Genomic DNA, 22,945 nt, shown 5'->3' on the forward strand with positions numbered 1-22,945 from the left:
ACGCGGCCTGACCGGCACACCAAATCTGACGCCATAGAATAGAACGGTCGTGCTAATGTTAGCCTCTTGGGTTGCGGCACGGGGAACGTTACCCGACAATACGAACCCGAAAAAAGCATTCTAATGGCAAGAGGAGCATTGATGACCCCCGCAAGTCTTTTAGAGCAATACGGTCCACGCGAGTCGATGGAATACGACGTCGTGATCGTCGGCGGTGGCCCCGCCGGGCTGTCCGCTGCGATCCGCCTGAAGCAGCTGGCCGCGGAAAAAGGCGCTGAAATCGGCGTTTGCGTGCTGGAAAAGGGCTCGGAAATCGGGGCGCATATCCTCTCGGGCGCGGTCATGGATCCGCGTGCCCTGAACGAGCTGATGCCGGACTGGAAGGAACAGGGCGCGCCGCTGAACGTGCCCGTGACCGAGGACAAGTTCCTTTTTCTTTCCGAAACGGGGGCTAAATCTGTGCCGAACTGGGCACTGCCCGACAACTTCAAGAACCACGGCAATTACGTCATCAGCCTTGCCAACGTCACGCGCTGGCTGGGCCAGCAGGCCGAGGCGCTGGGCGTGGAAATCTTCCCCGGTTTTCCGGCTGCGGAAGTGCTCTACAACGACGATGGCTCGGTCAAGGGCGTCGCCACCGGCAACATGGGCGTCGGCAAGGACGGCGAGCCCACCGAGAACTTCCAGCTCGGCATGGAGCTGCACGCCAAGTACACGCTGTTCTGCGAAGGCTGCCGCGGACACCTGGGCCGCCAGCTCAACGAGAAGTTCAAGCTGGGCAAGGATTCGGACCCGCAGGTCTACGGTATCGGCATCAAGGAACTGTGGGAAATCGATCCGGCGAAGCACCAGCCGGGTCTCGTGATCCACACGGCGGGCTGGCCGCTCGAATCCGATACGTATGGCGGCTCGTTCCTCTACCACACCGACAACAACCAGGTGATGGTGGGCTTCGTTGTCGGTCTCGCATACCAGAACCCGTACCTTTCGCCGTTTGAAGAGTTCCAGCGTTACAAGACGCATCCGGAAATCCGCAAGTACCTCGAAGGCGGCAAGCGCGTGTCGTATGGCGCACGCGCGATCACCGCAGGCGGCCTGATGTCGCTGCCCAAGCTCGTGTTCCCGGGCGGTGCGCTCGTGGGCGACGACGCGGGCTTCCTGAACGCCTCGCGCATCAAGGGCAGCCACGCGGCGATCAAGACCGGCATGCTGGCCGCCGATGCGGCGTTCGAAGCCGTGCAGGCCGGCCGCCAGAGCGATGAACTCGCGGCCTACCCCGAAGCGTTCAAGCAGTCGTGGCTCTACACGGAGCTGTACAAGGCGCGCAACTTCAAGCAGTGGATGAGCAAGGGCCTGTATCTCGGCACGCTGATGGTGGGCATCGAGCAGAAGCTGCTGGGCGGCAACGTGCCGTGGACGCTGCATCACCAGCACCGCGATCACGAGATGCTGAAACCGGCTTCGCAATGCAAGCCGATCGAGTATCCGAAACCTGATGGCAAGCTCACGTTCGACCGGCTCTCCTCGGTGTTCATCTCGAACACGAACCACGAAGAGAATCAGCCCGCGCACTTGACGCTCAAGGATGCGAGCGTGCCCGTGAACGTGAACCTGCGCACCTACGCGGGCCCCGAAGCGCGCTTCTGCCCGGCCGCGGTGTACGAGTTCATGAAGAACGACGACGGCAGCGACCGTCTGCAGATCAACGCGCAGAACTGCGTGCACTGCAAGACCTGCGACATCAAGGACCCGACGCAGAACATCGTGTGGGTCACGCCGGAAGGCGGCGGCGGTCCGAACTATCCGAACATGTAAGTTCGGCAAGCGAAAAAAAGCCGCTTCAGGTGTCAGCCTGAAGCGGCTTTTTTGTTGCCCGCGCAACGAGTGCGGCTCGCGCCGCACCGGCGAACATCACTCGTCGCTGGCCGCGATCTTCGGCGTCGTCACGACGACGTCGGCATTCTGCGCGCGGTGGCGCAGCGCGTGATCGATCAGCACGAGCGCGAGCATGGCCTCGGCGATCGGCGTCGCGCGAATGCCCACGCACGGGTCGTGGCGGCCAAAGGTCTCGACCGTCGCGGGGTCGCCCGCCTTGTCGATCGAGCGGCGCGGCGTGCGAATGCTCGAGGTCGGCTTGATGGCGATCGACACGGTGATGTCCTGCCCCGTCGAAATGCCGCCGAGCACGCCGCCAGCGTGGTTGCCGTGAAAGCCGTTCGGCGTGAGCTCGTCGCCGTGCACCGAGCCGCGCTGCGCGACGCTCGCGAAGCCCGCGCCGATCTCCACGCCCTTCACCGCGTTGATGCCCATCATGGCGTGCGCGATGTCGGCGTCGAGCCGGTCGAACAGCGGTTCGCCCCAACCCACCGGCACGCCGCTCGCCACCACGTTCACGCGCGCACCGATCGAGTCGCCGTCCTTGCGCAGCGCGTCCATGTAGTCCTCGAGCTGCGGCACGACGTCGGCGTTCGGCACGAAGAACGGGTTCTCGTGCACGTGCTCCCAGCTCACGAACGGCACGTCGATCTCGCCGAGCGCGCGCATGTAGCCGCGCACTTCCACGCCAAAGCGCTCGCGCAGCCACTTCTTCGCCACGGCGCCCGCCGCGACCGTGGGCGCGGTGAGGCGTGCCGACGAACGGCCGCCGCCGCGATAGTCGCGAATGCCGTACTTCTGCCAATAGGTGTAGTCGGCGTGACCGGGACGGAAGGTCTCGACGATGTTGCCGTAGTCCTTGCTGCGCTGGTCGGTATTGCGGATAAGCAGAGCGATGGGCGTGCCCGTGGTGCGCCCTTCGAACACGCCCGAGAGAATCTCGACCTTGTCCTCTTCCTGGCGCTGCGTCACGTGACGCGACGTGCCAGGGCGGCGGCGGTCCAGGTCGATCTGGATATCGGCTTCGGTGAGCGCCAGGCCGGGCGGGCAGCCGTCGATGACGCAGCCAATGGCCGGACCGTGGGATTCGCCGAAGGTGGTGACGGTGAAAAGCGTACCGAGCGTGTTGCCGGACATGGCGGTCGTCCAAAGTGAATCGGGGAATCCAGCATTATGCCAGCCCGCGCGCGGCGACGCCCGACCGCTCGGTTGGGCGAAAAGGCGGCGCGACGCCGGTTTGGGCGGCACAGCCTGCCGCCCCGCGTGCCCCGCATGCCGCTTGCGTCAGCGCCGCGCGCCGCGCAGCTCCGCCACCGTCTCCTGCAAGCGCTCGAGCGTGGCGTCCGCCGCCGCGATCGGCTCGCCCACCGCGAGCGTCAAACGGCTCGTCAAACCCCGTCGTAGCGGCCGGTCCTGCCCGGATGCCGGAAAGCGCGAGAACGCGCTGCCCCACAGCCCGCGCAACGCCAACGGCACGACGGGCACCGGCGTGCGCCGCAAGATCTCGGTCACGCCGTGGCGGAACGGGTTCATGTCGCCCGTGCGCGTGAGCTTGCCTTCCGGAAAAATGCAGACAAGATCGCCCTCGGCCAGCGCAGCCGCGCACGCGTCATAGGCAGCGGCAAGCGCAGCCGGATCTTCGTGAGCGGGCGCAATCGGAATGGCCTTGGCGTGACGGAACACCCAGCCGAAGAACGGCGAACGGAAGATCTGCTGATCCATGACGAAGCGGATCGGCCGCGGGCTCTCGGCCATGATCACGATCGCATCGACATAACTCACGTGATTGCAGACGAGCACCGCCGCGCCCTCTGCCGGTATGCGCTCGGTGTGCACGAGCCGCACGCGGTAGACCGTGTGCACGAGCACCCACGCCACGAAACGCAGCAGGAACTCGGGCACGAGCGTGTAGATATACGCCGCCACGACGATATTGAGCAGCGCCGTGGTGAGGAAAATGCCCGGAATACCGACGCCTGCGGACGTGAGCGCCATCGCCATGAGCGCCGAGACGATCATGAAGAGCGAATTGAGGATGTTGTTCGCGGCGATGATGCGGGCGCGGTGGCTGGGCGCGCTGCGGCTCTGGATCAGCGCGTAGAGCGGCACGCTGTAGAAGCCGCCGAACATGGCGAGCAGAAACAGGTCGGCGAGCACGCGCCAGTGCGCGGCGGTACGCAGGAATTCACCCACCGAAAGCAGATGCGAAGCGGCCGGCAACGCATGGCTCGCAAAGAAGAGATCGATGCCGAACACGCTGATCCCGATCGAGCCAAGCGGCACGAGGCCCACCTCGATGCGCCGCCGCGAGAGCCGCTCACACAGCAGCGACCCCGAGCCGATGCCAAGCGAGAACATCGCGAGCAGCACGGTCACGACGTCGGGATCGGCCGACATCACATCTTTGGCGAAATTGAAGAAGGACGCCAGAAACGTCGCGCCGACGAACCAGAGCCACGAGATGCCGAGCAGGCTCAGAAACACGGTGCGGTTGCCGTGGGCGAGGCGCAGGTTGCGCCAGGTTTCGGAAAACGGGTTCCAGTTGATGCGCAGATCCGGCTGCGACGGCTCGCACGGCGGCACGAAAGCCGAGGCCACACGCCCCACGAGCGCGATGACGATGCACATGCCGCCGAGCCACCATGCGCCAAGCGGCGGCCCAGCGTCGGCATGCGCGGACGCGGGATCCATCGCCCCGATACCCGCCGCCACGCCGCCCACGATCGTGCCAAGCAGAATCGCGACGAACGTGCCCATCTCGACGAGCCCGTTGCCGCCAACCAGTTCTTCGGGCGTGAGCCGCTGCGGGAGGTACGCGTACTTGACCGGCCCGAACACCGTGGAATGCACGCCCATCAGGAACGTGCACGCATACAGCAGCGGCGCGCTGTGCATCCAGAAACCGGCCGCGCCGATCAGCATGACCGCGATCTCGAAGGTCTTGACCCAGCGCGTGAGCATCGCCTTGTCGTACTTGTCGGCGACCTGGCCCGAGGTCGCGGAAAACAGCACGAACGGCAAAATGAAAATGGCCGAGATCAGAAACGCGACCGTCTTCGGATCGACGCCGGAAAACCGCGCAGCCTGATACGTGACGAGCGACGTAAAGCCGATCTTGAACACGTTGTCGTTCATCGCCCCAAGGAACTGTGTCCAGAAAAACGGCGCGAAACGGCGCTGGCGCAGCAGCGTGAATTGCGATGCGTGATCACCCTCATGGTGCGCTTTGCGCTTGTCGCGCTGCGCCGCGGGCATCGGTCTATCGTTCATCGAGTAGGAGTCGCACTGACGGAATTCGTGAGGCCCAGACGCGAAAAAGCGCGCCTGACGCGCGCTTTTTCATGCTGACCAACCCAGGCGTTGGACGGAAGGACGGCTGCGCTCAGCGCGCCGGCTGGCGTTCCTCTTCCGGCCAGTCGCGAATATAGGCCTTGAGCAGCTTGTTTTCGAAGCCCTGCGCTTCCACCACGGCCTTCGCCACGTCGTAGAACGAGATCACGCCCATGAGCGAGCGGCTTTCCATGACCGGCAGATAGCGCACGTGATGCTCGAGCATCATGCGGCGCACTTCGTCGACCTCGGTTTCCGGCGTGCAGGTGATCGGATGATCGTCCATGACCTTGCGGATCGTCGTGGTGCCGACGCTGCCGCCGTTCGCGCGCAGCGTAAGGATGATCTCGCGGAACGTGAGCATGCCGACCAGATCGCCGTACTCCATGACGACGAGCGAGCCGATATCGTGCTCGGCCATGGTGTTGACTGCCTCGTGCAGCGCAGTATCGGGCGTGACGGTGAAGAGCGTATTGCCCTTCACCTTGAGGATGTCGCTGACACGCATGATGTGTCTCCAGGAATGCCGCTAGTAATGGGGGAAATGCTGAAAAGATGCCTACCTCATTCGATCCTAGCGGAAAGATTGTTAAAAGGAAAGCCGCGCGGCGGGCGGTCCACGGCGCTCCGAAACGTCTGCCGAAACCCGTGGCGAAAGGTTTTCCGGCGCAAGACTGGCCGCCCGCGCGGCCTCGCGGGCAGACACGCGGGCGGCCCTCCATCGGGCCCGAAAAACGCCTGGCCGGGCGTCCCTGCGCCCCGCCGCCGGTGTTACGATGCCCTTCACCTTCGACACCAGGCCGGTTCGCGCCGGCCGCGCCGCCACGATGTCATCGAATCCCGATAGCCGTTTCGACACGCTCGCGCTGCATGCCGGCGCGGCGCCCGACCCCGCCACCGGCGCCCGCGCGACGCCGATCTACCTCACCACCTCGTTCTCGTTTCGCGACACCGACCACGCCGCCGCGCTCTTCAACATGGAGCGGGCGGGCCACGTGTATTCGCGCATCTCGAACCCGACCGTCGCTGTGTTCGAAGAGCGCGTGGCCGCGCTCGAAGGCGGCGCGGGCGCGATCGGCACCGCGAGCGGCCAGGCGGCGCTGCATCTCGCGATCGCCACGCTGATGGGCGCGGGCTCGCACATCGTCGCCTCGGCGGCGCTTTACGGCGGCTCGCACAACCTGCTGCACTACACGCTCAAGCGCTTCGGCATCGAGACGACCTTCGTGAAGCCCGGCGACCTCGACGCCTGGCGCGCGGCGCTGCGGCCCAACACGCGCCTGCTGTTCGGCGAAACGCTCGGCAATCCGGGCCTGGACGTACTCGACATCGAAGCCGTCGCGCACATCGCGCACGAGCACGGCGTGCCGCTCCTCGTCGATTCGACGTTCACCACGCCTTACCTGCTGCGCCCCTTCGAGCATGGCGCGGATTTCGTCTATCACTCGGCCACCAAGTTCCTTGGGGGCCATGGCACGACGATCGGCGGCGTGCTCGTGGATGGCGGCACGTTCGACTTTGAAGCGTCGGGCCGCTTTCCCGAACTCACCGAGCCCTACGCGGGCTTTCACGACATGGTGTTCAGCGAGGAAAGCACGGTCGCGCCGTTCCTGCTGCGCGCGCGCCGCGAGGGCCTGCGCGACTTCGGCGCGTGCCTGCATCCGCAGGCCGCCTGGCAGTTGTTGCAAGGCATCGAAACGCTGCCGCTGCGCATGGAACGGCATGTGGCGAACGCGCGGCGCATCGTCGAATTTCTCGCTGCGCACGAGGCGGTCGAATCGGTTGCGTGGCCCGAACTGCCGAGCCATCCCGATTACACGCTGGCCAAACGTCTGCTGCCGCGCGGCGCGGGCGCCGTGTTCAGCTTCAACTTGCGCGGGGCACGCGAGGCAGGCAAGCGCTTCATCGAATCGCTCACGCTGTTCTCGCATCTGGCCAACGTCGGCGACGCGCGCTCGCTCGTGATCCACCCTGCCTCGACCACGCATTTCCGCATGGACGCCGCGGCGCTGGCCGCCGCCGGCATCGCAGAAGGCACGATCCGGCTCTCGATCGGACTCGAAGACCCCGCCGACCTGGTCGACGACCTCAAGCGCGCGCTGAAGGCGTCGCAGAAAGCGGACGCGTCGAAGGCCAAGGCCGCCGGCAGGGAGGCGTCATGATCGTCGATGTCGCCGGCAAGCCGGTCTATGCCTACACGGCCTCGCGCGCGATCGACCCCGCGCTGCCGTTCGCGGTATTCGTCCACGGCGCGCAGCACGACCATAGCGTCTGGGGGCTGCAGTCGCGCTATTTCGCGAACCACGGCTTCAATGCGCTGGCCGTCGATCTGCCCGGCCACCTGCGCAGCGCGGGCCCGGCGCTCACGAGCATCGGCGCGCTCGCCGACTGGGTGGCTGCGCTGCTCGACGCGGTGAACGCGCCGCAGGCCTTCGTCGCCGGCCACAGCATGGGCTCGCTCATCGCGCTCGAATTCGCGGCCCGCCATCCTGAGCGCGCGCAGCGCATCGCCCTGCTCGCCACCGCGTTTCCGATGACGGTCGCGCCCAGCTTGCTCGAAGCCGCGCGAGAGCGCGAACCGGAGGCGATCGCGCTCGTCAACGCGTGGTCGCACTCGACGCTCGCCGCCAAGCCGTCGAGCCCCGGGCCCGGTTTCTGGCTGCGCGGCATGAACCAGCGGCTGATGGAGCGTGTCGCCGCACGCGGCGAGCCGCAGCTTTTCCATACGGATTTCGCGGCGTGCAACGCTTACGTGGATGGCCTCGCTAGTGCAGCGAAGGTGCGCTGCCCGGTGCGCCTGATCGTCGGCAAACGCGACGCGATGACGCCCCCACGCGCGGCGCGCGCCCTCGCCGACGCCTTCGCGCAAGCCGGCACGCCGGTGGACACCGTCACGCTGGACGCGGGCCACGCGCTGATGACCGAGCAGCCCGATGCAACGCTCGACGCGCTCTACGCTTTTGCAACGCAGCAGGTGCCGCGCGTGGGCAACGGCTGAGATTTAGACGCCTGCCCTGGTTGCACGGTCGTTCGGAACGCCGGAAACTGGCCGAATCAACCATCCCCTGCGGCCCACGCAGAAAGGAGGAGACAATGCAACCCACCACGCATACCGAGCATTTTTCGAGCTTCGCGGAGTTCTATCCGTTCTACCTGAGCGAGCATAGCCATCCCGTTTCGCGGCGGCTGCATTTCATCGGGTCGCTCGGCGTGATCGGCTTCGTCTGCATGGCGATCGCCACGGGCAACTGGCTCTGGCTGCCGCTTGCCATCGTGTGCGGCTACGGCTTCGCGTGGGTCGGACATTTCAAGTTCGAGAAGAACCGCCCGGCCACCTTCCGTCACCCCATCTACAGCCTGATGGGCGACTGGGTCATGTTCGCGGATATCTGCCGCGGCAAGATCTCTCTCTGATCGCGATCGGACGCGGTGGCGCGCCTCTCGCAGGCGCGCCGTACCGTCACGCCGCCGGGTGCGGGAGCACCGGCGCGTGCTCTTCCGTTAGCGCCGGGAAACGCCGCGTCGCAATCAGCGACGCGAGTGAAATTGACAGCCTGTCGTTGTCGAGCGCGCCTAGCAGCATGGGCGCGTCGATGCTGCTCGACTTGAGCTGATACGCCAGTTCCTCGCGATCGATCGCGAAGCGGTCGAAGATGCGCGCCACCGTGATGCGCGCGGGATTGCCGATCAGCAGGAACAGCGTTTTCGCGCGGTCGTCCTGTTCGAGACGCCCCACGAGTTCATCTTCTTCGAGACCGTTGATCAGGCGTGTGACCGTGGCCAGGTCGCGCCGCAGCAGTTGCGCGAGTTGCTCGGTCGTGCGGCCCGGCTCGCCCGCTTCCCGCGCTTCGGCGAGGCCCGCCAGCAGTTCGAGCGCATCGAGCAGATCGCTGCCCGGAAAGCGCGGCCGGTCGAAGCGCCCGGTGCGGATTTCGGGCAACGCCGAGGTGATCATCGCGCCCACGAGCGTGATGAACCAGCTCAGGTACATCCACAGCAGGAACATCGGCGCGGCCGCGAACGCGCCGTAAACGGCCGTATAGGTCGGAATGCGCCGCACGTAGTAGCCAAAGCCGCGCTTGGCCGCCTCGAACGCAATTGCGGCGGCAATGCCGCCCACCAGCGCGTCGCGCCACTGCACGCGGCAGTTCGGCAGGTACACGTAGAGCATCGCGAACGCGAGCGCCGTGAGCGGCAGCGAAGCGCCGAAAAGCATCCAGTCGAGAATGACCGAAACGTGCTGCTCGGTCGCGATCACAGCGGAACGCGTGAACACGTAGGAAGAGATCGACAGGCTCACGCCGATCAGGATCGGCCCGAGCGTGAGGATGGCCCAGTAGACGAGCACGCGCTGCGCGAACGGCCGCGCCTTGCGCACACGCCAGATCAGGTTGAAGGCCGACTCCACGGTCATCATGGTCATGACCGACGTGACGAACAGCACGATCATGCCCATTGTCGTGAGGCCCTTGGCCTTCGAGGCGAACTGGTTCAGGTACTTGAAGATCTGGCTGTTGATCTGCGCCGGCATGAGGTGATCGGCGAGAAAAGCCTGCAGCGAGTTCTGGAACGACGCGAAGATCGGGAATGCAGTGAAGAGCGCGAACGCAACCGTGGCGAGCGGCACGAGCGAGAGCAGCGTGGTGAACGTGAGGCTGCCCGCGACCTGCGGAATGCGATCTTCGCGGCTGCGCCGCGCCGCGAAGCGAGCGAGCCGCTTCACGATGTCCAGATCGATCCTCACTGTCGACAGCACATCCATTGGCCCGTCTTCCTCGCCACCGTGAACACTTTGACTGCCGCGCGGCGGCGGCAAACCCAACCCCTATAATATCCCGTCCACCGACGAGGCCCGATGAAACCGATTCTTGTGCTCTACTACAGTCGACATGGCGCAACCCGCGAGCTCGCGCGCGCAATTGCCCAGGGTATCGACAGTGTTCCCGGCGCCGAGGCGCGCGTGCGCACGGTGCCACCCGTCTCGACGGTCTGCGAGGCCACCGCGCCCGATATCCCCTCCGACGGGCCGCCCTACGTCGAACTGCGCGACCTCGAAGAATGCGCGGGCCTCGCACTCGGCTCGCCCACGCGCTTTGGCAATATGGCCGCGCCGCTCAAGTACTTTCTCGACGGCACGACGCCCCAGTGGCTTTCGGGCGCGCTCGCGGGCAAGCCCGCGTGCGTGTTCACGTCGACGGGCAGCCTGCACGGCGGCCAGGAAAGCACGCTGCTCTCGATGATGTTGCCGCTGCTCCATCACGGCATGCTGCTCGTGGGCATCCCTTACACCGAAAGCGCGCTCACGACTACGCAGGGCGGCGGCACGCCCTACGGCGCCTCGCATCACGCGCGCCACGACGCGCGCGGCCACGGCTTGAGCCCCGAAGAGAAGACGCTCGCGAGCGCGCTGGGCGTACGGTTGGCGCGCGCGGCGCTCGCGCTCGCGCCCAGCGAGCGAGGCCAGCGGCTGTGAATGCCAGCGTGGAGAGCGTCACCGAGCCCATCGCCCAGCGTCGCGGCGCCGCGCTCGGCGCCTTTGCGATGCTCGCCGCGCTCACGCTGCTGTGCATCGCGTGGGAATGGCGGCTCGCGCCACTGCGCCCGGGTGGCAGCGCGCTCGTGCTCAAAGCGGTGCCGCTCGCCATTGCGCTGCCCGGCGTGCTGCGACGCAGGCTCTACACGCTGCAATGGGCGGCGATGCTCGTGCTGCTCTACTTCGCGGAGGGCATCGTGCGCGGCATGACCGATCCCGCGCCCGGCAACCGGCTCGGCTGGGTGGAAGTCGCACTTTCGCTCGGCTTCTTCGCGTGCGCGCTTGCCTATGTCGCGCCGTACAAGCGTGCCGCGAAACGTGCTGCAAAACCTGCCGCAAAGTCCGCGAAGCGCGAGTCGGCCTGAGCGGCTCTCTCCACCGCGCACGCTGCGTGAAGGCTATCGCCGTGTCACACTAGGCGTTTGAGCTTCACGACAATCGTGCCGCGCGCCAGCCCAGCGCAGGCGCGACACTCCGAGACACCATGACCGACTCCACCCCGACCGCCAGCCCAGCCTTTCTCGACGCCTGCGCCGCCGCCATCGGCGCGCAAAACGTGCTGACCGACGCGCACGACACCGCGCCCTACCTCGCCGACTGGCGCCGCCGCTACCAGGGCGCGGCCTTCGCCGTGCTGTGCCCGGCCAACGCGCAGGAAGTGGCCGCTGTCGTGAAGCTCGCGCACGCGCATCGCGTCGCGCTCGTGCCGCAAGGCGGCAACACGGGCCTCGCGGGCGGCGCAACGCCCGACGCGAGCGGCAGCCAGGCCGTGCTGAGCCTGCGCCGTCTGAACCGCGTGCGGGAAATCGATGCGCACAACAACACGATCACCGTCGAAGCCGGCGTGATCCTCGCCGAAGTCCAGGCGCGCGCCAAGGATGCGGGCCGCCTCTTCCCGCTGTCGCTCGCTGCCGAAGGCAGCTGCACGATCGGCGGCAATCTGTCGACCAACGCCGGCGGCACCGGCGTGCTGCGCTATGGCAACACGCGCGAGCTGTGTCTCGGCCTCGAAGTCGTCACGCCACAAGGCGAGATCTGGGACGGCCTGCGCGGGCTGCGCAAGGACAACACCGGCTACGATCTGCGCGATCTCTTCATTGGCGCGGAGGGCACGCTCGGCATCATCACCGCCGCCGTGATGAAGCTGCATCCGCTGCCGGCCGCGCGCGTCACCGCGCTCGCCGCGCTCGGCTCGGCGCACGCGGCGCTCGACTTCCTCGCGCTCGCGCAGCGCTACGCCGGACCGCTGCTCACGGGCTTCGAGCTGATGTCGGACTTCTGCATGCAGCTCGTCGGCCGTCATTTCCCGCAAATGCGTTATCCGTTCGCGGAGCATCACGCACAGGTCGTGCTGCTCGAACTCTCGGATAACGAAAGCGAAGAACACGCACGCGCACTCTTCGAGCGGCTCATGGAAGACGCGCTCGAACAAGGTCTCGTGGAAGACGCCGTAGTCGCCGAAAGCCTCGCGCAATCGCAGGCGTTCTGGAATATCCGCGAGCACATTCCGCTCGCGCAGGCGCAGGAAGGGTTGAACATCAAGCACGATATCGGCGTGCCGATCTCGCGTATCGGCCATTTCATCGAGGAAACCGACGCCGAGATCGCCCGCACGGTGCCCGGCGCGCGCATGGTCACGTTCGGCCATCTCGGCGACGGCAATCTGCATTACAACGTGCAGGCGCCCGAAGGCGGCGACCCGAAGCGTTTCCTCGCCGAAAACGAAAAGACGCTGAACCGTATCGTCTACGACAGCGTGGACCGCCATCGCGGCACGATCAGCGCCGAACACGGGCTCGGGCAGTTGAAGATCGACGAGAACATGCACTACAAGAGCGAGGTCGAAATTGCGCTCATGCGTGCGATCAAGACCGCGCTCGATCCGTTGAACCTGATGAATCCGGGGAAAGTGCTGCCCTGATCGAAGGAGCGAGAATCGTGGAAGACCCGGTGAAAGACTCGGTGAAAGACCCGGTGAAAACCCCGCTGAAGATCCGCGTGCTGTCCGACCTGCATCTCGAGCAGGACGAGCCCGTCACGATCCCGCATGCGCAGGCCGATCTCGTCGTGCTTGCGGGCGACATCCACAATCACGGACTCGGTTTGCGTTGGGCGGCGGAGACGTTCGATCCGCAGGTGCCGGTGGTGTACGTGCCCGGCAATCACGAGTACTACGACGGCGATCTCGGCGCCCTGGAAACGGCGATGCGCGACGCCGCCGCCACGCTCGACAACGTGCATTTCCTCAACGACGGCGTGTATGTCGATCCGGCGGGCCGCTTCCGCGTGCTCGGCACGACGCTGTGGGCGGACTTCGCGCTCTTTGGCGCCGACGACGCCGCGCGCGAAGCCGCCATTGCGGCCGCGATGCGCGTGATGCTCGACTTTCGCGGATTGATCCAGGTGTCCTGGCCCGATAGCCCGCAAGCGCTGGCGCGCGACTTCACCCCAGCCGACTCGCTCGCGCTCCATGCGCGTTCGCGCGCGTGGCTCGAAGCGGAACTCGCGAAGCCCTTCGCGGGCGAGACGATCGTGGTGACGCACCACGCGCCGCACAGGCAAAGCCTTGCGCCGCGCTATGCGGAAGATCAGGTGTCGGCGGGATTCGTGAGCGATCTCGACGCGCTCGTGCGCGCGCCTGTCGCGCTATGGATACATGGCCATACGCATACGTGCTTCGACTACACGGTCAACGGCACGCGCGTGGTGTGCAATCCGCGCGGCTATCGCGACCGCCGCACGGGGCAGCCGGAGAATCCGGCCTTTGCATGGGACAAGGTGGTGGACATCTAGCGAGGCGAATGCGCCTGCGGGTTTAGTGCATGCGCGCGTCGTCGCGGCGCACGCGCAGCGTCACGGGCTGCAGCTGCGCGCGGCGCATGCGCAGCAGATCGCGCGATGCCGCGATGCCGATCAGGCCCATCATCACGGCGATGCCGATCATCAGATGCGTATCCATGTCAATTCCCGGTGTTGGCAGAAAGTAGGTTGCGTGAAACAGTCCCGCTACCTTACCAAGCCGCCGCGCCGCCGGGCGTAAGCAAGTGTTGCCATCTGCGCAAGCTGTAACAGGCTGTCACAGCCCGCGCACGCCTCTTGATCAAGCGCAGGCGCAGCCGCCTCAGGTGCGCGCGAACTGGCGCAACTCGTTCTGATCGCGTGCGAGCGTCGACGGCATGCTCTCGCGCAGCAGTTCGACCCATGTGCGGATCTTCGCGTCGAGATACTGGCGCGACGGGTACACCGCAAAGACGTTCATCTCCTGCGACTTGTACTCCGGCAGGATCCACTGCAGCTCGCCGCTGCGCAGACCGCTGATCGCCGAATAGATCGGCAGCAGGCCCACGCCCATGCCCTCGCGCACGGCCACCGCCATCGCCTCCGCCACGTTCACCTGGAAAGTCGCCGCGCCGAGGTCGACCGTGGCCTCGCCTTCGGGGCCCGTAAAGTGCCACTGGGCGGTCGGGAACACGGGCGTCACCATCTGCAGGCAGGTGTGCTGCGCGAGATCGGCGGGTTTTTGCGGCACGCCGCGCTTCTCCAGATACGCCGGCGACGCCACCGCGATGCTGAACGCGCTCGCGAGCCGCTGCGACACGAAACCCGAATCCGGCAGATCGGTCGCGACCACGAGGGCCACGTCATATCCCTCGTCGAGCAGGTCCGGCATGCGCTGCGCAAGCGTCAGCTCCACGTGCACGTCGGGATAGCGCTGCTGATACTGCCCCACCGCCGGCACCACATAGTGCTGGCCGAAGCTCGTCATGGCATGGACCTTGAGCTTGCCCGAGGGGCGCGCATGCGCGTCGCCGGCTTCCGCTTCCGCCTGATCGACGTAGGCGAGGATCTGCTCGCAGCGCTGCAGGTAGCGCTCGCCCGCCTCGGTGAGCGCGATGCGGCGCGTCGTGCGGTTCAAGAGGCGCGTGCGCAGATGCGCCTCCAGATCGGACACCGCGCGCGAGGCGTAAGCCGTGGTCGTGTTCAGGTATTGCGCCGCGCCCGTGAAGCTGCCCGCCTCCACCACCCGGACGAATACACGCATGTTTTGAAGCGTATCCATACCAATCCTCTATCTGACTCACGAATTGTTTCATATTTCGTAAGATCGATTGTCTCATGTTTCGTAAAAATGCCTTGCATCCTTACCGGTTATTCACCAATCGCGCAAAAAATATAATGACGCACAGTGATTCATAGTCAAGATAAGGAGTAAATCGTGCAGTCTCCGGTACCGAAAGGACTAGCCGCACTCACGGTTCTTACGTTCTCGTTGATAATCGCGGGCTGCGCCAGTACCGGGGGCATCGCACCGCAAGCGAAGCAGGCCGAAGCCGCGCAACTCGACGCCGGATCGGCGATCCGCGCGGCCAACACCGACGCGAGCTGGCCCGCCAGCGACTGGTGGCGCGGCTATAACGACCCTCAACTGAACGCCTGGATCGAGGCCTCCGTGGCCGGCAACCCCTCGCTTGCCGCCGCCCAGGCGCGCGTGCGCGAAGCCCGCTCGATGGTGGGCGTGGCCCAGGCCGGGCTCCTGCCGCAAATCAACGGCAGCATGTCCATCCAGCGCCAGCAATGGTCCGACAACATCTACTACGGACCGGGGTCGCTCGCGGGCTCGAACACGTGGAACAACACGGCCACGCTCGGCCTCTCGTATCACCTCGACCTCTGGGGCCAGGACAAGAACAACGCCGAGCGCGCGCTCGACGTGGCGCACGCCACCGCTGCGGACGCGCGCGCGGCGCAGCTCGAACTCGAAGTCAATGTCACGCGCACCTACATCGAGATGTCGATGAACTACGCGCTGCTCGACATTGCGAAGCAAACGCTCGGCCAGCAGCAGCGCATTCTCGCGCTCGCGCAAAAGCGTCTCGCGGGCGGCATCGGCACCCAGCTCGAAGTGAGCCAGGCGCAAACGCCGCTGCCCGAGTACGAGCGCCAGATCGACGCGCTCGAAGAATCCATCGCGCTCGGCAAGAACCAGCTCGCGGCGCTCGCGGGCAAGGGCCCGGGCGCCGGCGAATCGATTGAGCGCCCGGCGCTCTCGCTCGCCGCACCCGCAGGCCTGCCGTCGGCGCTACCCGCGCAGTTGATCGGCTATCGCCCCGACGTGGTCGCGGCGCGCTGGCTCGTCGCCGCGCAAGCGCGCGGCATCGACGTCGCGAAGGCCGACTTCTATCCGAACGTGAACCTGCTCGTTTCGATGGGCGGCTACGCGGCGGCCGGCCCGCTGTTCCAGTTCCTCAAGTCGATGAGCGGCAGTTACGCGGCTGGCCCCGCGTTCTCGCTGCCGATCTTCGACGGCGGACGCCTGCGCGCGCAGCTCGGCGCGCAGTCCGCCGCGTACGACATCGCCGTCGATCAGTACAACCAGACGATCGTCACCGCGCTCAAGGAAATCGCCGATCAGGTCGTGCGCATGCGCTCGCTCGCGACGCAGGAAGACGATGCGCACCGCTCGGTCTCAGCCGCGCAGCGCAACTACGATCTCGCGCAGGAAGGCTTCCGCCGTGGCCTGACCGACTATGTGAACGTGCTGATTGCGCAAACGCAGCTGCTGCGCGCGCAGGAAGGCGTGGCGCACATCCAGGCCGAGCGCCTCGCCGCACACGCCACGCTCGTCGCGGCGCTGGGCGGCGGCATGATCGACGCATCGAGCGATGCCGCCGCGAAAGGCCCGACCGACGCCGAGCAACTGCCCGCGCACGGCAAGAAGACGCGCGACGTGCCGCTGATGCCCGCGGCGCTGCTCGCGCCGCACGGCTCGCATGCTTCGTCCGGTCCCGACGCCGCCGATGCCAGCGCATCGGGCGCGGCGCACTAAGGCAGCCGAAGATGCAGGCGTCCACCTCCTCACCTTCGCAGCCGGGCGGCCAAAGCCTCTATGCGGCGCTCGCCGACTGGGCGCGCACCGACGGCCTCGTCTGGATCTATCTCTTCAAGGCGATCGCAGCCGCCCTGCTCGCGCTCGGCATCGCCATGAAGCTCGACCTGCCGCAGCCGCGCACGGCCATGACGACCGTGTTCATCGTGATGCAGCCGCAAAGCGGCCCGGTGTTCGCAAAGAGCTTCTACCGGCTGTGCGGCACGCTCGTGGGCCTCGTCGTGATGCTCGCGCTGATCGGCCTCTTCGCGCAACAGCCGGAACTCTTCATCGTCTCGACGGCGCTGTGGGTCGGGCTGTGCACCGCGGGCGCGGCGCGCAACCGCAACTTCCGCTCGTACGGCTTCGTGCTCGCGGGCTATACGGCGGCGCTCATCGGCATTCCGGCCTCGCAGCATCCCGACGGCGCGTTCATGTCGGCCATGACGCGCGTGGGCGAGATCTCGATCGGCATTCTCTGCTCGGGCTTCGTCAGCGCCGTGGTGTTTCCGCAGTTTACGGGCGAGCTGCTGCGCTCGAACGTGCGGCGCCGTTTCTCGTCGTTCGTCGACTACGTGTCCGCAGCGCTCGCCGGCCGTATCGATCGTTCGCATATCGAAGCGAGCAATGCACGCTTCGTCGCCGACGTCGTGGGCCTCGAAGCGAACCGCAGCATGGCCGTGTTCGAGTCCCCCGACGCGCGCATGCGCTCGGGGCGCCTCGCGCGTCTGAACACCGAGTTCATGACGGTCTCCACGCGCTTTCACGCGCTGCATCAGTTGATGAACCGTCTGCGCGCGGACGGCTCCGTGGTCACCGTCGATGCGCTCGAACCGTACTTCCGCGAGATCGCGCCGCTGTTCGCGAAAGCGGGCGAGCCGGTGCTCACAGCCGCGGATGCAACGCACGTCTCGAAGCAACTCGAAGACTACCGCTCGGCGCTGCCGAAGCGCGTGCGCGCCACGCGCGCCGAACTCGAAGCGCAAGGCAATGCGCGCCTGCTCGACTTCGACACCGCCACGGAACTGTTCTACCGCTTCGTACACGAGATGACCGAGTACACGGCCACCTACGCCTCGCTCGCCGTCGACACGCACTCGCGCGAAAAATGGATTGCGCGTTACGTGCCGAAGACGAACCTGATCGCAGCAGGCGTCTCGGGCGTGCGCGCCGCGATCGTGATGACGCTGCTCGGCGCGTTCTGGATCGCCACCGCATGGCCGAGCGGCTCGACCCTCGTGCTCAATGCCGCCGCGACCTGCGCGCTTGCCTCGGCGGCACCGCAGCCCTCGCGCATGGCGACGCAGATGGCGCTCGGCACCGTGCTCGCGTCGCTCGTCGGCATGGTTCTCACGTTCGGCGTATTTCCGCATATCGACGGCTTCGCCATGCTGTGCGTCGCGCTCACGCCCGCGCTTGCGCTCGGCGTGTTCCTCACGACGCGCCCGAAGTACGCGGGCTACGGCGTGGGCTACTGCATCTTCCTGTGCTTTCTCGCGGGCCCGGACAACGTCGTGCAGTACAACCCGAGCAGCTATATGAACGATGCGCTCGCGCTGATCGCGTCGATGGCTGTCTCGGCGCTCGCGTTCGCCGTGCTGCTGCCGCCTTCCACGCCGTGGCTGCGTCGGCGACTGCTCGCCGACCTGCGCGGCGGCGCCGTGCAGGCCTGCCGCGCGCGCCTGAAGGGACTGCGCAACCGCTTCGAGAGCGGCGCGCGCGACCTGATGTTCCAGCTCTCGGCGATCGCCGGCAACGACGACGCGCAACGCCGCGACACGCTGCGCTGGCTCTTTTCGACGCTCGAAGTGGGCAACGCCGCGCTCGATCTGCGCCACGAACTGGCCACGCTGCCCGCGCATCCGCAGTACGCACGGGGAACGGCTTGGCGCGTGGCGATCGACGCGACGCTCAAGGCCGTGGGCGCGCTCTTCGAGCGCCCAAGCGAGGCACGTTATCGCGCCGCGCTTGCGGCAACCGTGCACGCCATCGACGCAAGCCAGAGCGTGCTGCAAGGCATGTGGAAGCCCGATGCAGCGAGCGCGGCCGAGCGTGGCGACACGCCGCCGCGCGAAGAGCGCCACCAGCTGCAGCGCATCCAGAGCCATCTGCATTTCATCCGCACCGCGCTCATCGACCCGCAATCGCCGCTCGCGGCCTATGCGGGCAGCGAGGGCGAGAGTGCCCGTCAACCTCATGAAGACAATCGGGGAGCCAATCATGCCTCGTGACGTCGCGTTTCTCGACGCCTATATCCCGGCGATCGTGCTGCTCTTCATTCTGGGCGCGGCGGTCACCTGGGTGCTCGATTCCGTGCTGGCCAGAACCGGCCTGTATCGGGTCGTGTGGCACCCATCCCTCTTTCGCGTGAGCCTGCTCGTGGTCGTGTGCTGCGTGCTCGGCCTCGCGGTTTATCACTAATTGCGCCGCTGAATGCATCGCTGAACGAATCAACCGAATCATGACAATCCGCAACCTCATTGGCTTTATCGCGACGGCCATCATCTTCGTCGTCGCCATTCTGGTCGGGCGCGTCCTGTGGGTTCACTACATGGACGAACCGTGGACCCGCGACGGCCGCGTGCGCGCCGAAGTGGTGAATATCGCCCCCGACGTCTCGGGCGCCGTGGTCGAGCTGCCCGTGAAGGACAACCAGTTCGTGCACAAGGGCGACTTGCTCATGCAGATCGACCCGTCGCACTATCAGATCGCCGTCGAGCAGGCCGAAGCCGCCGTGGCCGCGCGCAAGGCCGAGCTGACCATGCGCCAGGACGACGCGCGCCGCCGCGCTGACATGGACAGCGAAGTGGTCTCGGCGGAAAACCGCGAGAACGCTTCGCACACGGCAAACTCGGCTCAGGCGCAATATCAGCAGGCCATCGCCGCGCTCGACGCCGCCAAGCTGAACCTCGAACGCACGCGCGTGGTCTCGCCGGTGGACGGCTACATCACGAACCTGCAAGTGTTCCAGGGCGACTACGCGATCTCGGGCCAGGCCAAGCTCGCCGTGGTGGACAGCCATTCGTTCTGGGTCTACGGCTACTTCGAGGAAACCAAGCTGCCTCACGTGAAGGTGGGCAACAAGGCCGATATCAAGCTGATGAGCGGTGGCACGCTCCAAGGTCACGTGGAAAGCATCTCGCGCGGCATCTACGACCGCGACAATCCGCAAAGCCGCGAACTGCTCGCCGATGTGAATCCGACCTTCAACTGGGTGCGGCTCGCGCAACGCGTGCCGGTGCGCATCCATATCGACAAGGTGCCGGACGACATGGTGCTCGCGGCCGGCACGACCTGCACGGTGGTGGTGAAGCCGGGGACGTGATGGAACGGCGACGGAACCGGCTGACCGCGCACGCGCCGCCAGCCGGACGACGCAAAAGCGCACGCAAAAGGGGAACGCCAGTTTGGCGTTCCCCTTTTTTGTTGCTGCGCGCAGACGGAGTGTTAGCGGCTGCCGCACGTTGTTCTGACGGCCAATCGATGAGTATTGCAAAACATTGTCCTTATCACGATAAAACCTATCTCGATTGATACGCATCAACAGAGATTTCCCGAATTACTCGGATTATTCCTATTCGCAAACTCTCCCTACCCACCCTCAACGTGATCCCTCGCCTACATCGCCCCCCAGAGATCGGCAACATCCCGCAGGCAACGCGCGAGCCTGGCGCGGTGCGCGCCTTCGCGCACCGCGCGCTGGCCGGGCTCGCGAACCGCCGGGCCAGCGCGCCGCAGCGCGTGGTCGTGCTCGGCCTCGGCAACGTTCAATGGGGCGATGCTGGCGTGGGCGTTCTGGCGCTAGAGCAGTTGAAGACGAATTGGCAATGCCCCGCCCAGGTCGAACTCGTGGAAGGCGGCACGCGCGGCCGTGCGCTCTTGCCCGTCGTCGAATCCACGCAGCGTTTGATCGTGCTCACGGCAATCGATTTCGGGCTCGCGCCGGGCGCGCTTCGCGTGCTCACCGGCGACGCGGCGGCTGAACGTCTCTACATGTGTCGTCCGAGCCGCCCAGGCATGGGTTTCGCCGATGCGCTCGCCTGCGCGCAGTTGAGCGGCCGCTCGCCGCGCGAGTTCGTGCTGATCGGCGTGCAGCCGCAGGCCAGCGACTGTTACGGCGCGAGCTTGTCGAGCCTGGTGCGCGCGCAACTCGATGCCACGGTCGAAGCCGCGCGCGGCTGGCTGCACCGCTGGCGCGCCGCACCACTGCCGCGTCTCGCGCATCCGGACCTGCGCGGCTGAAGGCCGCGTACAGCCGTCATTGAGAATCTGCGGCAGAACCCGCGGGAGAACCCGCGTTGCCCGCACGCATTGCACTGCACTATCCTGAAAAACTGCGCCAGATCCGGACGACTGCGCCGGACCACTGCGCCGGACCACTGTGCCGGGTCCCCGCGCCGGCCGCCTGCACCATCAGCACGGGAGGAAGGTAGTCATGCGTTACCGCGATTTTCACCGCGAGTCGATCGCGAACCCCGACGACTTCTGGCGCCGCGAAGCCGCGCGCATCCATTGGGAGACGCCCTTCGACCAGGTGCTCGACCGCTCGAACCCGCCGTTTGCGCGCTGGTTCTGCGGCGGCCGCACGAACCTGTGCTTCAACGCCGTGGACCGCCACCTCACGTCGCGCGCGCACCAGAACGCGCTCGTCTATGTCTCGACCGAAACCGGCATCGAGCGCCGCTACACCTACGCCGACCTGCACGCCGAGGTGAACCGCATGGCCGCCGTGATGCGCTCGCTCGGCGTGACGCGCGGCGAGCGCGTGTTGATCTATCTGCCGATGATTCCCGAGGCCGTGTTCGCCGTGCTCGCCTGCGCGCGCCTCGGCGCGATCCACTCGGTGGTGTTCGGCGGCTTCGCCGCGCCGAGCCTTGCCGCGCGCATCGACGATGCGAAGCCTGTGCTGCTCGTCGCCGCCGACGCCGGCGCGCGCGGCGGCAAGGTGATCGACTACACGCCGCTCGTGGACGAAGCGATGGCGCGCGCCGAATTCGCGCCGCCCAAGGTGCTGCTGATCGATCGCCAGCTCGCGCCCGAGCGGCTGAACGCGCCGTATCTCGTCGATTACGAGCCGCTGCGCGAGCAACACTACGACGTCCAGATTCCGTGCGAATGGCTCGAATCGAACGAGCCTTCGTACATCCTCTACACCTCGGGCACGACGGGCAAACCCAAGGGCGTGCAGCGCGACGTGGGCGGCTACGCCGTGGCGCTCGCCGCTTCGATGGAATACATCTTCGAGGGGCGCGCGGGCGACACGATGTTCACGGCGTCGGACATCGGCTGGGTGGTGGGTCATAGCTACATCATCTACGCGCCGCTGCTCGCGGGCATGACGACCGTGATGTACGAAGGCACGCCGATCCGCCCCGACGGCGGCATCTGGTGGCGGCTCGTCGAGCAGCACCGCATCAACCTGATGTTCACTGCGCCCACGGCCATTCGCGTACTCAAGAAGCAGGACCCGGCGCTCCTGCACTGCGCCGATCTTTCGAGCCTACGCACGCTCTTTCTCGCGGGCGAACCGCTCGACGAGCCCACGGCGCAATGGATCTCGGACGCGCTCGGCAAGCCCGTCGTCGACAACTACTGGCAAACGGAAACCGGCTGGCCGATGCTCGCGATCCAGCGCGGCGTCGACCCCATGCCGCAAAAGCTCGGCTCGCCGGGCGTGCCCTGCTACGGCTACGACCTCGTGCTGCGCAACGAGCACACGGGCGAGCCCTGCGCGCAAGGCGAGAAAGGCGTGATCACGCTCGGCTACCCGCTGCCGCCCGGCTGCATGCAAACGGTGTGGGGCGACGACGCGCGCTTCGTGAAGACGTACTGGGAAAGCGTGCCCGGCCAGCCGGTGTATTCGACCTTCGACTGGGGTGTGCAGGATAGCGACGGCTACGTGACGATCCTCGGCCGCACCGACGACGTGATCAACGTGGCGGGCCACCGTCTCGGCACGCGCGAGATCGAAGAGGCGATCTCGTCGCACGCGGCGGTCGCGGAAGTGGCCGTGGTGGGTGTGAACGACGCGGTGAAGGGTCAGGCCGCGCTGGCGTTCGTCGTGCTGCGTGACGCGAACGCGGCCGCCCATCCCGCCGATGCGGAAAAGCTCGCGCACGCGCTAGCCGTGACGGTGGACCGCCAGCTCGGCGCGATCGGCCGCCCCGCGCGCGTGCACTTCGTGCCGATGCTGCCGAAAACCCGCTCCGGCAAGCTGCTGCGCCGCGCGATTGCGGCGCTCGCCGAAGGCCGCGATCCGGGCGAGCTGCCGACCATCGAGGACGCCTCCGCGCTGCAGTCGATTCGCGAGGCGGTCAGCGCGGGCAACAACGGTTGATCGC

The 22,945-nt window shown here is 66.5% G+C and carries 20 protein-coding genes; 14 read left to right on the top strand and 6 right to left on the bottom strand.

Translation table 11 applies throughout. From position 1 onward, the window contains the following. The first annotated feature begins 141 nt into the window (after window positions 1–141). The gene (locus U5A52_RS13055; protein WP_321934958.1) at window positions 142–1,815 is read left to right on the top strand and encodes an electron transfer flavoprotein-ubiquinone oxidoreductase; all 1,674 of its coding nucleotides are present in this window, start codon (window positions 142–144) and stop codon (window positions 1,813–1,815) included. A 96-nt stretch (window positions 1,816–1,911) separates the two neighbouring features. Here the strand turns inward: U5A52_RS13055 and aroC are convergent, their stop codons facing one another. The 3 genes from aroC to U5A52_RS13070 form a co-directional block, all read right to left on the bottom strand. Then, entirely contained in the window at window positions 1,912–3,012 is a 1,101-nt protein-coding gene (gene aroC, locus U5A52_RS13060) for a chorismate synthase (RefSeq protein WP_321909107.1), read from the bottom strand. 147 nt (window positions 3,013–3,159) lie between these two features. Next, window positions 3,160–5,145 carry an MFS transporter gene (locus tag U5A52_RS13065; RefSeq protein WP_321909109.1) on the bottom strand — a complete coding sequence of 662 codons (1,986 nt, stop codon included), beginning with the start codon at window positions 5,143–5,145 and terminating at the stop codon, window positions 3,160–3,162. A 112-nt stretch (window positions 5,146–5,257) separates the two neighbouring features. Continuing rightward, a complete protein-coding gene (locus U5A52_RS13070; protein ID WP_028214657.1) occupies window positions 5,258–5,713 on the bottom strand; it encodes a CBS domain-containing protein in 456 nt (151 codons plus the stop codon). A gap of 319 nt (window positions 5,714–6,032) precedes the next feature. On the opposite strand from U5A52_RS13070, the gene U5A52_RS13075 reads away from it, so the two are divergent. The 3 genes from U5A52_RS13075 (at window position 6,033) to U5A52_RS13085 (ending at window position 8,619) form a co-directional block, all read left to right on the top strand. Next, window positions 6,033–7,367: an O-acetylhomoserine aminocarboxypropyltransferase gene (locus tag U5A52_RS13075; RefSeq protein WP_321934997.1), complete on the top strand. Its 1,335-nt coding sequence runs from the start codon at window positions 6,033–6,035 to the stop codon at window positions 7,365–7,367. Continuing rightward, the gene (locus tag U5A52_RS13080; protein WP_321934959.1) at window positions 7,364–8,203 is read left to right on the top strand and encodes an alpha/beta hydrolase; all 840 of its coding nucleotides are present in this window, start codon (window positions 7,364–7,366) and stop codon (window positions 8,201–8,203) included. The genes U5A52_RS13075 and U5A52_RS13080 overlap by 4 nt, the downstream gene beginning before the upstream one ends. A gap of 95 nt (window positions 8,204–8,298) precedes the next feature. After that, on the top strand, window positions 8,299–8,619 hold the full coding sequence (locus U5A52_RS13085; protein ID WP_158757479.1) for an Mpo1-like protein: 321 nt from the start codon (window positions 8,299–8,301) through the stop codon (window positions 8,617–8,619). A gap of 46 nt (window positions 8,620–8,665) precedes the next feature. Here U5A52_RS13085 and U5A52_RS13090 read toward each other — a convergent pair whose 3' ends face one another. Further along, entirely contained in the window at window positions 8,666–9,967 is a 1,302-nt protein-coding gene (locus U5A52_RS13090) for a YihY family inner membrane protein (protein WP_321934960.1), read from the bottom strand. Window positions 9,968–10,060: 93 nt separating this feature from the next. Between U5A52_RS13090 and wrbA the strand changes: the two genes are divergently transcribed. The 4 genes from wrbA (at window position 10,061) to U5A52_RS13110 (ending at window position 13,531) form a co-directional block, all read left to right on the top strand. After that, a complete protein-coding gene (gene wrbA / locus U5A52_RS13095; RefSeq protein ID WP_321909115.1) occupies window positions 10,061–10,678 on the top strand; it encodes an NAD(P)H:quinone oxidoreductase in 618 nt (205 codons plus the stop codon). Between the two features lie 68 nt (window positions 10,679–10,746). Continuing rightward, window positions 10,747–11,103, top strand: coding sequence for a DUF2069 domain-containing protein (locus tag U5A52_RS13100; RefSeq protein WP_321909214.1), 357 nt, complete (start codon window positions 10,747–10,749; stop codon window positions 11,101–11,103). Between the two features lie 119 nt (window positions 11,104–11,222). After that, the gene (locus U5A52_RS13105; protein WP_321909117.1) at window positions 11,223–12,659 is read left to right on the top strand and encodes an FAD-binding oxidoreductase; all 1,437 of its coding nucleotides are present in this window, start codon (window positions 11,223–11,225) and stop codon (window positions 12,657–12,659) included. A 65-nt stretch (window positions 12,660–12,724) separates the two neighbouring features. Continuing rightward, window positions 12,725–13,531, top strand: a complete 807-nt coding sequence (locus U5A52_RS13110) for a metallophosphoesterase (RefSeq protein WP_321934998.1) — start codon at window positions 12,725–12,727, stop codon at window positions 13,529–13,531. A 22-nt stretch (window positions 13,532–13,553) separates the two neighbouring features. On the opposite strand, the gene U5A52_RS13115 is transcribed toward U5A52_RS13110, so the two are convergent. Together U5A52_RS13115 and U5A52_RS13120 are read right to left on the bottom strand one after the other, a co-directional pair. Beyond that, window positions 13,554–13,697, bottom strand: a complete 144-nt coding sequence (locus U5A52_RS13115; RefSeq protein WP_199272076.1) for a hypothetical protein — start codon at window positions 13,695–13,697, stop codon at window positions 13,554–13,556. A gap of 162 nt (window positions 13,698–13,859) precedes the next feature. After that, window positions 13,860–14,798 (bottom strand): LysR family transcriptional regulator, encoded by a 939-nt coding sequence (locus tag U5A52_RS13120; RefSeq protein ID WP_321909118.1) that lies wholly within the window; start codon window positions 14,796–14,798, stop codon window positions 13,860–13,862. 156 nt (window positions 14,799–14,954) lie between these two features. On the opposite strand from U5A52_RS13120, the gene U5A52_RS13125 reads away from it, so the two are divergent. The 6 genes from U5A52_RS13125 to U5A52_RS13150 all read left to right on the top strand — a co-directional run bounded on the left by U5A52_RS13125 (window position 14,955) and on the right by U5A52_RS13150 (window position 22,941). Beyond that, on the top strand, window positions 14,955–16,565 hold the full coding sequence (locus U5A52_RS13125; protein ID WP_321909119.1) for an efflux transporter outer membrane subunit: 1,611 nt from the start codon (window positions 14,955–14,957) through the stop codon (window positions 16,563–16,565). 11 nt (window positions 16,566–16,576) lie between these two features. Continuing rightward, a complete protein-coding gene (locus U5A52_RS13130; protein WP_321934961.1) occupies window positions 16,577–18,835 on the top strand; it encodes an FUSC family protein in 2,259 nt (752 codons plus the stop codon). Further along, window positions 18,822–19,025 (top strand): DUF1656 domain-containing protein, encoded by a 204-nt coding sequence (locus U5A52_RS13135; RefSeq protein WP_321909219.1) that lies wholly within the window; start codon window positions 18,822–18,824, stop codon window positions 19,023–19,025. Before U5A52_RS13130 ends, U5A52_RS13135 begins: the two co-directional genes overlap by 14 nt. A gap of 40 nt (window positions 19,026–19,065) precedes the next feature. Further along, window positions 19,066–19,929: an HlyD family secretion protein gene (locus U5A52_RS13140; protein ID WP_069268663.1), complete on the top strand. Its 864-nt coding sequence runs from the start codon at window positions 19,066–19,068 to the stop codon at window positions 19,927–19,929. A 281-nt stretch (window positions 19,930–20,210) separates the two neighbouring features. Beyond that, a complete protein-coding gene (locus tag U5A52_RS13145; RefSeq protein WP_321934962.1) occupies window positions 20,211–20,846 on the top strand; it encodes a hydrogenase maturation protease in 636 nt (211 codons plus the stop codon). 193 nt (window positions 20,847–21,039) lie between these two features. Continuing rightward, window positions 21,040–22,941: a propionate--CoA ligase gene (locus U5A52_RS13150; protein ID WP_321934963.1), complete on the top strand. Its 1,902-nt coding sequence runs from the start codon at window positions 21,040–21,042 to the stop codon at window positions 22,939–22,941. Window positions 22,942–22,945 lie beyond the last annotated feature (4 nt).

This window comes from Paraburkholderia sp. J8-2 (assembly GCF_905220195.1).
GTDB lineage: Bacteria > Pseudomonadota > Gammaproteobacteria > Burkholderiales > Burkholderiaceae > Paraburkholderia.

Coding starts and splice junctions, on each gene's coding strand:
- U5A52_RS13055 (WP_321934958.1), top strand. CDS start 142: ATGACCCCCGCAAGTCTTTTAGAGCAATACGGTCCACGCGAGTCGATG.
- aroC (WP_321909107.1), bottom strand. CDS start 3,012: ATGTCCGGCAACACGCTCGGTACGCTTTTCACCGTCACCACCTTCGGC.
- U5A52_RS13065 (WP_321909109.1), bottom strand. CDS start 5,145: ATGAACGATAGACCGATGCCCGCGGCGCAGCGCGACAAGCGCAAAGCG.
- U5A52_RS13070 (WP_028214657.1), bottom strand. CDS start 5,713: ATGCGTGTCAGCGACATCCTCAAGGTGAAGGGCAATACGCTCTTCACC.
- U5A52_RS13075 (WP_321934997.1), top strand. CDS start 6,033: ATGTCATCGAATCCCGATAGCCGTTTCGACACGCTCGCGCTGCATGCC.
- U5A52_RS13080 (WP_321934959.1), top strand. CDS start 7,364: ATGATCGTCGATGTCGCCGGCAAGCCGGTCTATGCCTACACGGCCTCG.
- U5A52_RS13085 (WP_158757479.1), top strand. CDS start 8,299: ATGCAACCCACCACGCATACCGAGCATTTTTCGAGCTTCGCGGAGTTC.
- U5A52_RS13090 (WP_321934960.1), bottom strand. CDS start 9,967: ATGGATGTGCTGTCGACAGTGAGGATCGATCTGGACATCGTGAAGCGG.
- wrbA (WP_321909115.1), top strand. CDS start 10,061: ATGAAACCGATTCTTGTGCTCTACTACAGTCGACATGGCGCAACCCGC.
- U5A52_RS13100 (WP_321909214.1), top strand. CDS start 10,747: ATGCTCGCCGCGCTCACGCTGCTGTGCATCGCGTGGGAATGGCGGCTC.
- U5A52_RS13105 (WP_321909117.1), top strand. CDS start 11,223: ATGACCGACTCCACCCCGACCGCCAGCCCAGCCTTTCTCGACGCCTGC.
- U5A52_RS13115 (WP_199272076.1), bottom strand. CDS start 13,697: ATGGATACGCATCTGATGATCGGCATCGCCGTGATGATGGGCCTGATC.
- U5A52_RS13120 (WP_321909118.1), bottom strand. CDS start 14,798: ATGGATACGCTTCAAAACATGCGTGTATTCGTCCGGGTGGTGGAGGCG.
- U5A52_RS13130 (WP_321934961.1), top strand. CDS start 16,577: ATGCAGGCGTCCACCTCCTCACCTTCGCAGCCGGGCGGCCAAAGCCTC.
- U5A52_RS13140 (WP_069268663.1), top strand. CDS start 19,066: ATGACAATCCGCAACCTCATTGGCTTTATCGCGACGGCCATCATCTTC.
- U5A52_RS13150 (WP_321934963.1), top strand. CDS start 21,040: ATGCGTTACCGCGATTTTCACCGCGAGTCGATCGCGAACCCCGACGAC.